Below are 12,058 nucleotides of genomic sequence, written 5' to 3'. Positions count from 1 at the left end.
GCCTCCTATTGCAGCCAGGCGGAAGGGCCGACACCGGCCTCATCGAGCGTGTGGCCGGTGCGGAAACGATCGAGTCCGTAGGCCGCGATCAGGGGATGCGGCTTGCCGGTGGCGATCGTGTGGGCGAAGCACCAGCCGGAAGCCGGCGTCGCCTTGAAGCCGCCATAGCACCAGCCGCCATTGAGATAGAGGCCGTCGATCGGCGTCGGGCAGATGATCGGGCTGGCATCGGGAGTCATGTCCATGACGCCGCCCCAGTGGCGCAGCAGACGGACGCGCGAAATGCACGGCATCAAAGCAATCGCCGCCTCCGCCACCTCGCGCACGACGCCGAGATTGCCGCGCTGGGCGTATGAATTGTAGCCGTCGAGATTGCCGCCGAAGACCAGTCCGCCCTTGTCGGACTGGCTGACGTAGAAATGGTCGGCGCCGTAAGCGACGACGTGATCTACCAGCGGCTTCAGCGGCTCGGTGACAAAGGCTTGCAGGACGTGGCTTTCGATCGGCAGGTCAAGGCCGGCCTTGGCACCGAGCACGGATGTATGACCGGCAACAGCGAGGCCGACCTTGCCGGCGCCGATCCGGCCTTTCGTCGTTTCGACGCCGACGATACTGTCGCGGTCGCGGAGGAAGCCTGTCACTTCGCAGTTCTGGATTATGTCGACGCCATGGCTGTCGGCGGCGCGCGCATAGCCCCAGGCGACGGCGTCGTGGCGCGCCGTGCCCGCCCGGCCCTGGAAGATGGCACCATGGATCGGAAAGCGGGCGGTGTCGGAAAAATCGAGATAGGGCACGAGACGGCGCACCTCGTCGCGGTCGAGGATATCGGCATCAATGCCATTCAGCCGCATGACATTGGCGCGGTGGCTGAAGCCGTCGAGCTGATCGGCCGAATGCGCCGTGACGAGCTGGCCGCGCTGCGAGAACATGACGTTGAAGTTCAGCGCGCGCGACATGCCCTCCCAGAGCTTCATCGAGAATTCGTAGAACTGGGTGTTGCCGTCGAGCAGGTAGTTGGAGCGGATGACGGTGGTGTTGCGGCCGACATTGCCGCCGCCGACATAGCCCTTTTCGAGTACGGCGACGTTACGGATGCCGTGGTTCTCGGCGAGGTAAAAGGCGGTGGCGAGGCCGTGTCCGCCGCCGCCGATGACGATCACATCATAGGACGGTTTTGGCTCCGCCGCACGCCAGGCGCGCTGCCAATTCTTCTGGCCGGCGAGCGCGTTGCGGAAAATCGAGAGTGCCGAGTAGCGCGCCATGCGTGCGGGCCTATCGAACGATCGGGCCGGCCGGCGTGCGGGTGAGCACTTCGGCGCCCGCGTCGGTCAAAAGCACCGTGTTGGAGACGAAGTCATTGCCGTGACCCGTTCCCATCAGCCATGACAGGATGTGGAAGCTCATCCCCGTTTCGATCTCGAGGTCGGAATCGTGTCGCAAGCCGGTCACCGAATTGCCGCCGGTCCATGACGGCGGCTGGCCGGCGCCGACAAGGTAGCCGCAGTGATGGCGGCGATAGTGGGAAAGGCCGGCCTCGTCGGCGACGGCCTGCCAGGCGGCGTAAACATCACGCGCCTTGGCGCCCGGGCGCAGCGCCTCGACGACCGCGTTGAAGGCCTTGGCGGTCACCTCCGCCATTGCGGCGTCTTCATCGCTGATGTGGCCGATGCGAACGAGCCGGCCGAGCGGGGCATGGTAGCGCGAGATGCACCCGGACAGTTCGACAAAGACCGGCTCGCCCTTGCGGTAGATTCCGTCGCCCCAGGTCGTGTGCTCTTCACCCAGGCGCGCGGCCGGGCGGATGAACGGTCCGAAGCCCGGCGCATGACCGCCGGCGCGGATCATTGCCGAAACACATTGGGCGGCGACCTCCTGTTCGGAAGCGCCATCGGAGATCGCGGCGATCGCGGCACCGGCGGCGGCGTCCGTCACCTTTGCGGCACGCCGCATCAGCGCCTGTTCTTCGGCGCTCTTCACCCGCCGCATCTCGTCGATCAGACCGGAGACATCGCTCCACGTTGCATCGGCTTGCGTCTGGAGCGCCACGGCAAGTCCATGGCTAAGGCCGGCCGTCCAGTATTCGAGGCCGATCCGCTTGCCCGACAGGCCGAGCTCCGCAAGCACCCGCGCGGCAAGGTCGGCCGCCGTTTCGCTGTCGGAGTGGCCGCGGAATTCCGCTGCCTTCACCTGCTTCTCGATCGTCACCTTCTCCATCGAGCGGGTGACCAGGACGGGGTTTCCCTGGAGTGGAACGATCAGCAGGTGAGGGGCAAAATACCCCCAGTGATCAAGCCCGGTGAGATAGAAGACGTTCTCCGGCGAGGCAAACACCGCCGCGTCGAGCTCCCGCTCGATCAGTGCAGTACGGACCTTTGCCAGGCGGCCGGCGATTTCGGCTTCGGAAAACGGATTGCGGTCCATCGGGCGTCCTCGTGCTTGTTGCCGGCTTGCTGGCGGGCATGGTCTTTTCGGCAGCCGGTTTCCCGGCCGCCATGTCAGTCGATGACGATGAGGTCGCGCGCCACGTCGCAGAGGCGTTCGCCGCCGCGTTCCGTGACGACGAACGACTCCGAGATGGCGATGCCGAAATCGTCGAGCCAGACGCCGGCCATGAAATGGAAGCACATCCCGGACTGCATCTCGGTAGTATCGCCGGGACGAAGGCTTGCGGTGCGTTCACCCCAATCGGGCGGGTATGCGAGCCCGACCGGATAGCCGACCCGGCTTTCCTTCTTCAGCCCGTTCCGTCGCAGGACTGCCTGCCAGGCGGCTTCCACCTGTTCGGCGGTGTAGCCGGGGCGCGCCTTCTCGAGGCCGGCGTCGACACCCTCGACGATTGCCTTGGCCATGTCGAGGATGGCTAGCGGCGGCTTGCCGAAATGTATGGTCCGCGTCAGCGCCGCGTGATAGCGGCGCCTCACGCCGGCAATCTCCAGAATGGCGGGGCCGCTGTCCGGCAGCGGCGCGTCGGACCACGTCAGATGCGGCGTGCTGGTGCCCTCGCCGACGGGCATCAGCGGACAGATCGCGGCATAGTCGCCGCCCGCTCCGGGCACCCCCATGATCTGCGCGTGATAGATTTCCGCAATGACATGGTTCTGAGGCACACCGGGCCGCATTTTCCCGATGGCGCGGTTCATGGCATGCGTGCAGATCGCACCCGCCTCGCGGATCAGCACCAGCTCGGCTTCGGATTTGACCAGCCGCGCCCAGTTAACGAGATCGTGGTTGTTGGCGAAATGCGCGTCGGGCAGCCCCTCGACAAGGTGGGCGTGGCAGCGCGCAGTGTAATAATGCGCGTCCATCTCGACGCCGATACGGGCCTTTCCCCAGCCGCGCGACCGGATCAGTTGGGCGAGTTCGTCATAAGGGTGTTCGACGGGCTGCTGCACCAGCCGTTCCGAGAACGGCACGATGTTTGTCTCGGGCAGGCCGGTGGTCAGGCGTGCGCTCTTGGCATCCTGCGCCCTGCCGAACCAGATCGGCCGGTCCTCCTCCAGATGGACGAGCACGCACTGCGGAACGTAGAACGACCATCCGTCATAGCCGGTCAGCCAGCACATGTTGGCTGGATCCTGACAGACGATGAGATCGAAGCCGGCTTGTTGCATGCGTGTCTTCACGCCGGCGAGGCGCTGCCCATACTCCGCTTGCGTGAATGTCCCGAAGCCCTTCGCGGTCGCCACCGAAATCCTGCCTTCCAGTACGCCGCTTGCCCTTTGATAAAATATGGGCAAGCAGGCCCAAATTGTGCACAACTCGACGTCAATTTGTTGGCTAACTACGAATTATCGCCGAATTTCCATGGTTTCTATATCTCTGCTTGCGAAATGTCTAGGGCAGTTGTATACGTCTGATCAAGCAGGCGCCGACCTCGAAGAAGGCCGCGCCCTGGGAACCATCCACAGTTGTCCAATGGGAGAAAAGCATGTTCAATTCATCGATATCGCGCCGCATGGTCGTGAAAGCGGCTGCCTGCATCGCGCTCGCCGCGACGTCATTGACCTCGCTGTCCGCTCACGCGGAAACCACCCTCGAACGGGCCAAGAAGGACGGCTACATCCGCGTCGGTTTCGCCAACGAGGCGCCGTTCGGTTACGCCACGCCAGACGGCAAGCTGACCGGCGAGGCGCCGGAAGTCGCCAAGGCGGTGCTCGCCAAGATGGGCATACCGCAGGTCGACGGTGTTTTGACCGAATTCGGCTCGCTCATTCCAGGTCTCAAGGCCGGCCGCTTCGATATCATCGCCGCCGGCATGTTCATCACCCCGAAGCGCTGCGCCGAGATCAACTACTCCGAGCCGTCCTACGGCATCGGCGAGGCTATGCTGGTGGCAAAAGGCAATCCGAAAGGCATCAAGGATTTTTCCAGCATCAAGGACAATCCGGATCTCAAGCTTGCCGTGATGGCCGGCGCCGTCGAAGGCGGCTTCGCCAAGGAAGCGGGCGTTGCCGATGGGCAGATCGTCTCCTTGCCCGACCAGTCCAGCCTGGTCGCCGCCGTCCAGTCGGGCCGCGCCGATGCTGCCGCGCTTACCGCCCTTTCGATCGCCGACATGGCCAAGAAGGCCGACGGTGTCGAATCGACCAAGCCCTTCGGCGAGGTCGCCGGCAAGTCGGTGAAAGGCCATGGCGGCTTCGGCTTCCGCAAGGAAGACACCGACCTGCAGCAGGCTTTCAACGCCGAGCTGAAGAAGTTCATCGGTTCGCCGGAGCATATCGCGCTGGTCGAGCCACTCGGCTTCGGCAAGGATTATCTGCCCAACAAGACCACCGCAGAGCTCTGCGCTGGCAAATAGGTTCCCAACTGCTGGCGGCGCGAAAGCGCCGCCCTTTTTTCCCGGGGGAATCGCATGGGAATCCGTACGCTCATTGCCATGCTGGTCATCGCGCTAGTCGTGATCGGCGCGTTGGCAACACAGGAAAGCTATAGAGTGTTCATGCCGGGGCTGCTGCAAGGCGCGGTCCTGACGGTCGAGATCGCCGTCCTCGGCAGCCTGCTGGCAATTATCATGGGCGTGCTTGCGGCACTTGCAAGGATGTATGGCCCGACGCCGCTCAGATGGCTGGCCACGGTTTACGTCGAGATCTTCCGCGGAACGTCGGCACTGGTGCAATTGTTCTGGCTGTTTTTCGTGCTCCCGCAATTCGGCGTCACGATCAACGCATTCGTTGTGGCGGTGCTGGCGCTCGGCCTCAATGTCGGCGCTTACGGATCGGAGTGCGTGCGCGGCGCGATCCAGTCCGTCGCCCGCGGCCAGTGGGAAGCGTGTACTGCATTGAACATGAGCCGCCCGCAGATGCTGCGCCGGATCATCCTGCCGCAGGCCTTTGTCGCGATGATCCCGCCCTGGGGCAATCTGTTCATCGAGCTTCTGAAATCGACGGCGCTGGTCTCGCTGATCACGCTTTCGGATCTCGCCTTCAAGGCGCAGCAAATGAACCAGAACACGTTCAAGACCATTCCGATCTTCATCCTCGTTCTTTTGATGTACCTGGCAATGTCGCTGGTTGTGACCATCGGCATGCGGCTTCTTGAAAGGCGAGCGTCGCTCGGACTGGCGCGGGGGAAGGCGGCATGATCTGGGATTGGGGATTTGCCCTGGAAATCCTGCCGGTGCTTGCCCGCGCCGCCGTCATTTCCATCGAAGCGACGCTGATCGGCTTTGCGCTTGCCGCCTCGCTCGGCCTGGTGCTGGCCGTTGTCCGCATCGCCGTGCCATGGACCAGCTGGACGATTTCGGTGCTGGTCGAGCTGATCCGCTCGACCCCGCTGCTCATCCAGATATTCTTTCTCTATTTCGTCTTTCCGAAATTCGGTGTCGTGCTCGACGCTTTCACCGCCGGGGTGCTGGCCATCGGCATCCACTACGCCGCCTATTGCTCCGAGGTCTATCGCGCCGGTTTCGACAACATCCATCGCGGCCAGTGGGAAGCTTCGATCGCGCTCAATCTCTCGTCCTGGACGACGTTCCGCGACATCATCATTCCGCAGGCGATCCCGCCGATCGTTCCGGCGCTCGGCAATTATCTGGTGGCCTTGTTCAAGGAAACGCCGTTGCTTTCCGCAATCGCCGTGATGGAACTGATGCAGACCGCCAAGATCATCGGCTCCGAAACGTTCCGCTACACCGAGCCGATCACGCTGGTCGGCCTGTTTTTCCTTGCCATGAGCCTGGTTTCGGCGGCGCTCATCCGCTCCCTCGAAGGGCTGCTCAACCGGAGGACCACCCGATGACTGAACAACCGATGGTCCGCTTCGACAATGTATCGAAACGCTACGGCACGTTAACCGTTCTCGACGGGCTCAATCTCGAAATAGCGCGCGGCGAAAAAGTCTCCGTCATCGGTCCGTCGGGTTCGGGCAAGACGACGGTGCTGCGCATGCTGATGACGCTGGAGACGATCAATGACGGCGTCATCTGGGTCGAAGGCGAGCCGCTGACCCATATGGAGAGGAACGGCAAGCTTGTTCCCGCCGATCTCGCCCACATCCGCAAGATCCGCGCCAAAATCGGCATGGTGTTCCAGTCGTTCAACCTGTTTCCGCATATGACAGCGATGCAGAACTGCATCGAGGCGCCGATAACGGTGCTCGGAATGAAGCGGGCGGACGCCGAGGCAAGAGCGGCCGAACTGCTGGAGCTGGTCGGTCTGGCCCAGAAGAAGGACCACTATCCGTCACAGCTTTCTGGCGGCCAGCAGCAGCGCGTCGCCATCGCCAGGGCGCTGGCAATGCGGCCCAAGATCATGCTGTTCGACGAGGTGACGTCGGCGCTCGACCCGGAGCTTGTCGGCGAAGTGCTGCAGGTGATAAGGCAAATCGGGCGCGAGCATGATCTCACCATGCTGATGGTCACCCATCAGATGGGCTTCGCCAAGGAGTTTTCCGACCGCGTTTGTTTCTTCTATCAAGGCAAGATCTGCGAGCAGGGGCCGCCAAGCGAACTGTTTGGTGCTCCCAAGAACGAGCGGACACGGCAATTCCTGCATGCTGTCCTGGAGGCTGGGTGACGATCGAGACAGAGGCCAAGCCGCCCACGACGGTGACCGCCGCGCCGCCGCGCCCGCTCTCCGCGCGGGAGCGGTTCGAGCGCATCTACCGGATATTGCGCGACCGCATCTGCCTGCTCGATTATGCGCCGGGAAGCCACCTGTCCGAGGAAGAACTTGCCCAGGAATTCCAGATCAGCCGCACGCCGGTCCGGCGCGTGCTGGCGCGCCTTGAATCCGAGGGTCTGGTTCAATCCGTCCACGGCGTCGGCACGATCGTCACCGACGTCGACATCGAGGAATTGCAGCAGGTCTATCATTTGCGCCTGGAGCTGGCGCTCCTCGTCGGCAAGCTTTCGCCGATTCCGCGCACGGCGGACGATCTTGACCGGATACGGGCGCTCATCGCGCGCTGCGATGCCGATATACTCAATCCCGACCAGCGCGCTTTCCTACGCCTCAACATGGATTTTTTCTACGAGCTCACGGCGATGACCGGCAACCAGCCACTGCGCGAGATCAGCGAGCGCCTGTATTTTCAGGTCGCGCGCGTCGTCCTGAAGCTGATGCCGCAATTGGGCCTCGTCGAGGAATTCACCGCATTCCGCCGCGAAATGGAAGAGGTCCTTGCCGCGGCCGAAATCGGCGACTGGGAGTCCATCGGGCACATAAGGCGGGCGCATATCTCAATGAGCTTCCGCCGCATGATGCGCCATGCAGGCGAGGCGAATCTGGATAGAGCTACATAATCAGCCCCGTAAGATTATGCTGGTGGACTGCCGTCGAACTGGCTTCGTTTGCCAGGGAAAGCAGGCCGCCCGCCCCGATGCCGATAGAATTTGCCAGCACCGGGAATGACCGGAACGGCCCGATCCTACAGGGCCATACCTGCCCTCAGAGAGCGTCCTCATTCGGTATGTTGGCGGGGTTCCAGACGACCTCCCACAGGTGTCCGTTCGGATCGCGGAAGTATCCGGCATATCCGCCAAAGAACGTGTCCCGGGCAGGCTTGATGATCTCGGCTCCGGCGCGAGCGGCCTCATCCATCACTTGATCGACTTCTTCGCGGCGCACAACGTTGTGTCCGACTGTGAACGAGGTCGAGCTGATCGGCGCCTTGGGCAGGCCAGTGTCGTAGGCGAGGTCGTCCTGCGCCCAGATCGCGAGCTTCAACCCGCCGGACAGCGTGAAGAACGCGACGGCGCCATGCTCGAACTCGCGGCCGATGATCCCTTCCGTCGGCAAGCCGAGACCGTCGCGGTAGAACGCCAGAGAACTCTCGAGGTTGGCGACAGCGATAGTCAAAACCGAAATGCGCGGTTTCATGGCGATCTCCTCTGGTTGTCGGAGACACCAGGATAAAGTCGGGCGACAGTGACGAATTGAACAAAACGGCCAATGAAGAGCGCGACGTGGTTTCACCCGTTCTGCAGCAGGTGATGAATCTGTCGCGGGGTGCTTCCCGTCAGGCGTCGGCTCTCGCGGACAAGATGCGCCTGATCGGAATAGCCCGCCTCGGCTGCCAGGATGGCCGTGGCGCTGTTTGATTGGCTCGAAAGCCGCAGAAAGCGCTGGTAGCGGAGGATACGGTCAAGCGTCTTGGGGCCATAGCCGAAGCTCTCGTCGAAGCGCCGGCGCAACGTCCTTTCGCTCATCTCGAGTGCGCGCATCAACCAAGGGACGAGCGGCGCGTCGGGTGGCGGCCCGCGCTCGATCAGGCGATATGCCGCCTGCATGGGAACGTCTGGCGCGCGGGAGGCCGCCTCCTCGGCGACGACCTGTTCGAGCGAACAGGCCAGATCCTCGAGATTGTCGCCTGCGCGCACGCGGCTGGCGAGGCGCCGGGCTCGCGCGCCCCATAAATCGTCGAGCAACAGCCTCTGGCCGACAAGCTCGATTTGTGGCACGCCGAGCCATGCCGCCGCCGTGGCAGGATGAAAGCGCAAGCCGATCACGATCTCGCCTGCCGCCAGGACCTCGGTCTGCGGCTCCTTGTCGGGGCCGGCAATTCGGAAGCTGCCTCCGATCCATTGCAGGTCGATCGTTGCATCGGGCATGACGACGATTGGCGGTGCGCCCGCCGGGTCCATTCGATGCGCCCACACCGAAGCAAAGCTCCCGTGAAGCCGCGCCGACGCTGGACGTTGCTGAAATGAACCCGTTGCCTGCGCTGGGACGGGATCGCTCATCTCGCTCCTCTTCGGATTACCGGCGGTGAACCGACGCAGTGGCTGCGCCCGCCGTCGCTCGAGACAACAATCTGCACGACGGACAACGTCTGCCAATCGAAAACGGTTGCAAGAATCGGTTGTTTCTTCCGGCCGGAAGGAAGAGGGTAGGTGAATAATCATGTCAGATGCATCGCCTCGGCGGCGCCGTGTGAAGCCATACGTCGATGGCCGTTTTGTTCAATCCGGCAGGCGAGATGCGTGCTTATCTTTCGCCGTCGTACACCACACGAGAGGTATGCATCATGAGCAACAACAACGATCAACGGATCGACTACGTCGAATTCAACGTGAAAGACATTCAGCGGTCACGCGACTTCTACGGAAAGGCCTTCGGCTGGACCTTCACTGACTACGGCACGCAATATTGCGAGTTCAACGACGGGCGCTTGTCAGGTGGCTTCGCCGCTGGCCCAGCGAGGTCCGGAGGAGGCCCGCTCGTCATTCTCTATGCCGATGATTTGCCGGCAACGGTCAAGCGGGTCGAGGAAGCGGGAGGCACGATCGTCAGGCCGATTTATGGGTTCCCCGGCGGCCGGCGCTTTCATTTCGCGGATCCGGATGGTTACGAGCTAGCGGTTTACACCGAGGACGGCAGCAAGGAATGATCGCGTTCCTCCACCACCTTGGATTGGTTTTGCTCGGCGGCGTCTTTATCTGGGCGGGCGCCGAGCATTTCCTCAGGTTCCGGGCAGTTACAGCGTCCCTGGCCGAGCGGGGCTTTCCTGCTCCCAGGCCTCTTCTCGCGGCCGGATCGGTGCTGGAGATCGCAGGCGGCTTTTGCCTAGCAGCGGGCCTTGGTGGACCCTTTCCCGCCGCGACCTTGGCCGTATTCACCATTGCGGCGTCGTTCATGGCGCTCAACTTCTGGCGCTACAGCGGCGATGAACGCGAAGCGCTTCGTACCGGCTTCACCATCAATGTCGCCGTCTTGGGCGGGTTGATTGTCGCCGCGACCACTAGCCTGTGATCATCGTTTCGAGGCGGCGGGCCACTGGACCACGACAGAGCCATTCCACGACGCTGCGCTGCTTGGGCATTTCGTTGATGGCTTCCGCAAGGCCGATCTTCCGGCGTGACCTCCTAAACGGCCAGCTTTGAACGCGGCGCTCTGTACAAAGCCTGCGTCAGGATCGCGACGATGAATCCCATCCCCTGCGATCCTCCTCTAAGGTCCGGCGCCTTGGCTGTCACGGGTCGCCTTAGGCGCTCACGAATGCCCATGGGGCAATGTGGATGAAGGCAGCGCACCTTGTAAGCATGCAAGTTCACATTTTAGCGGCGTGAGCAGGCGGCCTGTGAAAATCCATGTTCTGATGTCGTTGCCTCCTCGGCACCGTTCCTGCGACCTATTCCTCAAAGCGACCCGTGGCGTCACGATCGCGCTCGTACCGTCTGGTGAGCGGAAACGGCGGCAACCAGGACTCGCGTCGGATGATCCAGCTTTCGTAGGTTGGCATCAGCTGGTCAGGCGCATCCAGGGACCCCAGGTTTACTTCGATTTCGTCTGCGGTGCGTCCGAAAACGGAGGAGCCGCAGCGGGGACAGAAAAACCGCCCGGCGTAGTCGCGTGTTTCGCCGTCGATCGTCACCGCATCCTCAGGAAAAATCGCGGAAGCGTGAAAAAGGGCGCCATGATGCTTGCGGCAGTCGAGACAGTGACAAAGGCCGACCCGGTATGGGCGCCCTGACGCGACAATTCGGACGTTGCCGCACAGGCAACCGCCGGTGAATCGGTCCATGCTGCGTCTCCTCCAATATCAAGCGGCCGGAATGGTTACAACGACCGGCACTGTTGTTGCAATCGCCGCGCCGCGGGCGGGGACACGTCGTTCTTCCGTGGCGATGACATTGCAGCCGCCTCTCTATGTCTTGCGCGAGCTTGCCGCCGAAAATAGGCTTTGGTTTGTCATATGGAACGAAACGGCGCGTTCCATTGAGCCGCCAACTCGGCGGCCGAGGCGATCTTGACGCCGCAGTCGGCGAGTATGCGTGCGACGGTCGCTACCAGTTCGGCGTTGGACGAGGCTATGCTGCCGTCCGGAAGGAAAAGATTGTTTTCGAAGCCGACCCGGACATGGCCGCCAAGCAACGCGGCGGCGGTCACGCACGCCGCTTCGTTGCGGCCGAAGGCGCAGACGCTCCAATGGTCGAAGCGCGGCATGTTCGCCGCGAGGAATGGCAGGAGATCGGCAGGAACGGACGCCTGTCCCGGCGTGTATCGGCCCAGCACGTAGAGAACCGGTATGCTTGCCCAGGGGATCAGTCCGCGCTGCTGCATGTCCGAAAGCCTGACGGCCTCCTCGGGCGAATAGAGGATGATCTGCGGCGCAACCCCCTCGGTGTGCAGCCAGGCCATGAAGCGCACACAGGCGAGTTCCGATCCGGCATCAGGAACGATTTCGCGAAGCGCCAACGAGACAGCTTGCGGCTTCACATCTTGTACGACGGCCATCTGTTGGGCCGGCGAATAGATACCGAGCGCTTCGGAGGTGATCTGAATTATCAAGCGGTCGCCGGCAGCACCGCGGATGGCGGCGATCGTCTGGCGGTAGGCGTCGGGGTCGAGCAGATGATTGCCGCTTCTGTCGCGGACATGGACGTGGATCATAGCCGCACCGGCATCGGCGCATTCCGCGGCCGTCCTCGCAAGTTCGGCTGGTGTCAGTGGAATCGCCGGATGGTCGGCCTTGCTGCGACGTCCCCCATTCGGGGCGACGGCTATGGCGATGCGGTCGAGACCAGTGGCCGGCTTCATGGGGACGTTCTGTGAGCGACAAGATTCATATGAATCAATCTTTGATCACACTGAAACAGACGTTGCAATCGCTGGGCTGG

Annotated in this window: 14 protein-coding genes; 7 read left to right on the top strand and 7 right to left on the bottom strand. The window is 62.7% G+C overall.

What is annotated here, in order from left to right:
• Positions 1-5: 5 nt before the first annotated feature.
• From NKH30_RS00380 to NKH30_RS00370, 3 genes are all read right to left on the bottom strand, one after another.
• Complete coding sequence (locus NKH30_RS00380) at positions 6-1,262, bottom strand: sarcosine oxidase subunit beta family protein (protein ID WP_352470570.1); 1,257 nt, start codon at positions 1,260-1,262, stop codon at positions 6-8.
• Between the two features lie 10 nt (positions 1,263-1,272).
• Positions 1,273-2,421: a M24 family metallopeptidase gene (locus NKH30_RS00375; protein WP_352470569.1), complete on the bottom strand. Its 1,149-nt coding sequence runs from the start codon at positions 2,419-2,421 to the stop codon at positions 1,273-1,275.
• 74 nt (positions 2,422-2,495) lie between these two features.
• Positions 2,496-3,686 (bottom strand): M24 family metallopeptidase, encoded by a 1,191-nt coding sequence (locus tag NKH30_RS00370; protein WP_352470568.1) that lies wholly within the window; start codon positions 3,684-3,686, stop codon positions 2,496-2,498.
• 242 nt (positions 3,687-3,928) lie between these two features.
• On the opposite strand from NKH30_RS00370, the gene ehuB reads away from it, so the two are divergent.
• The 5 genes from ehuB to NKH30_RS00345 are packed head-to-tail and all read left to right on the top strand — an operon-like array spanning position 3,929 to position 7,741.
• Complete coding sequence (gene ehuB, locus NKH30_RS00365) at positions 3,929-4,798, top strand: ectoine/hydroxyectoine ABC transporter substrate-binding protein EhuB (RefSeq protein WP_352470567.1); 870 nt, start codon at positions 3,929-3,931, stop codon at positions 4,796-4,798.
• 54 nt (positions 4,799-4,852) lie between these two features.
• Positions 4,853-5,581 carry an ectoine/hydroxyectoine ABC transporter permease subunit EhuC gene (ehuC, locus tag NKH30_RS00360; protein ID WP_352993756.1) on the top strand — a complete coding sequence of 243 codons (729 nt, stop codon included), beginning with the start codon at positions 4,853-4,855 and terminating at the stop codon, positions 5,579-5,581.
• Positions 5,578-6,237, top strand: a complete 660-nt coding sequence (gene ehuD, locus NKH30_RS00355) for an ectoine/hydroxyectoine ABC transporter permease subunit EhuD (protein WP_023674259.1) — start codon at positions 5,578-5,580, stop codon at positions 6,235-6,237. The genes ehuC and ehuD overlap by 4 nt, the downstream gene beginning before the upstream one ends.
• A complete protein-coding gene (gene ehuA, locus NKH30_RS00350; RefSeq protein WP_023717024.1) occupies positions 6,234-7,013 on the top strand; it encodes an ectoine/hydroxyectoine ABC transporter ATP-binding protein EhuA in 780 nt (259 codons plus the stop codon). Before ehuD ends, ehuA begins: the two co-directional genes overlap by 4 nt.
• Positions 7,010-7,741, top strand: a complete 732-nt coding sequence (locus NKH30_RS00345) for a GntR family transcriptional regulator (protein ID WP_352470565.1) — start codon at positions 7,010-7,012, stop codon at positions 7,739-7,741. Before ehuA ends, NKH30_RS00345 begins: the two co-directional genes overlap by 4 nt.
• A 145-nt stretch (positions 7,742-7,886) precedes the next feature.
• Here the strand turns inward: NKH30_RS00345 and NKH30_RS00340 are convergent, their stop codons facing one another.
• Positions 7,887-8,318 carry a VOC family protein gene (locus tag NKH30_RS00340; RefSeq protein ID WP_352470564.1) on the bottom strand — a complete coding sequence of 144 codons (432 nt, stop codon included), beginning with the start codon at positions 8,316-8,318 and terminating at the stop codon, positions 7,887-7,889.
• A 92-nt stretch (positions 8,319-8,410) separates the two neighbouring features.
• Complete coding sequence (locus tag NKH30_RS00335; protein ID WP_352470563.1) at positions 8,411-9,082, bottom strand: helix-turn-helix domain-containing protein; 672 nt, start codon at positions 9,080-9,082, stop codon at positions 8,411-8,413.
• A 380-nt stretch (positions 9,083-9,462) separates the two neighbouring features.
• Here NKH30_RS00335 and NKH30_RS00330 point away from each other — a divergent pair, with 380 nt between their 5' ends.
• Together NKH30_RS00330 and NKH30_RS00325 are read left to right on the top strand one after the other, a co-directional pair.
• Positions 9,463-9,828: a VOC family protein gene (locus NKH30_RS00330; protein ID WP_352470699.1), complete on the top strand. Its 366-nt coding sequence runs from the start codon at positions 9,463-9,465 to the stop codon at positions 9,826-9,828.
• Entirely contained in the window at positions 9,825-10,190 is a 366-nt protein-coding gene (locus NKH30_RS00325; protein WP_352470562.1) for a DoxX family protein, read from the top strand. The genes NKH30_RS00330 and NKH30_RS00325 overlap by 4 nt, the downstream gene beginning before the upstream one ends.
• Before the next feature lie 379 nt (positions 10,191-10,569).
• Here the strand turns inward: NKH30_RS00325 and NKH30_RS00320 are convergent, their stop codons facing one another.
• Entirely contained in the window at positions 10,570-10,962 is a 393-nt protein-coding gene (locus tag NKH30_RS00320) for a GFA family protein (RefSeq protein ID WP_352452141.1), read from the bottom strand.
• A gap of 167 nt (positions 10,963-11,129) precedes the next feature.
• Positions 11,130-11,978: a beta-keto acid cleavage family enzyme gene (locus NKH30_RS00315; RefSeq protein ID WP_352470561.1), complete on the bottom strand. Its 849-nt coding sequence runs from the start codon at positions 11,976-11,978 to the stop codon at positions 11,130-11,132.
• Positions 11,979-12,058: the final 80 nt, after the last annotated feature.

Source organism: Mesorhizobium sp. M1273, from assembly GCF_040318195.1.
Lineage (GTDB): Bacteria > Pseudomonadota > Alphaproteobacteria > Rhizobiales > Rhizobiaceae > Mesorhizobium.
This window is presented reverse-complemented; position numbering and strand designations above follow the sequence as displayed.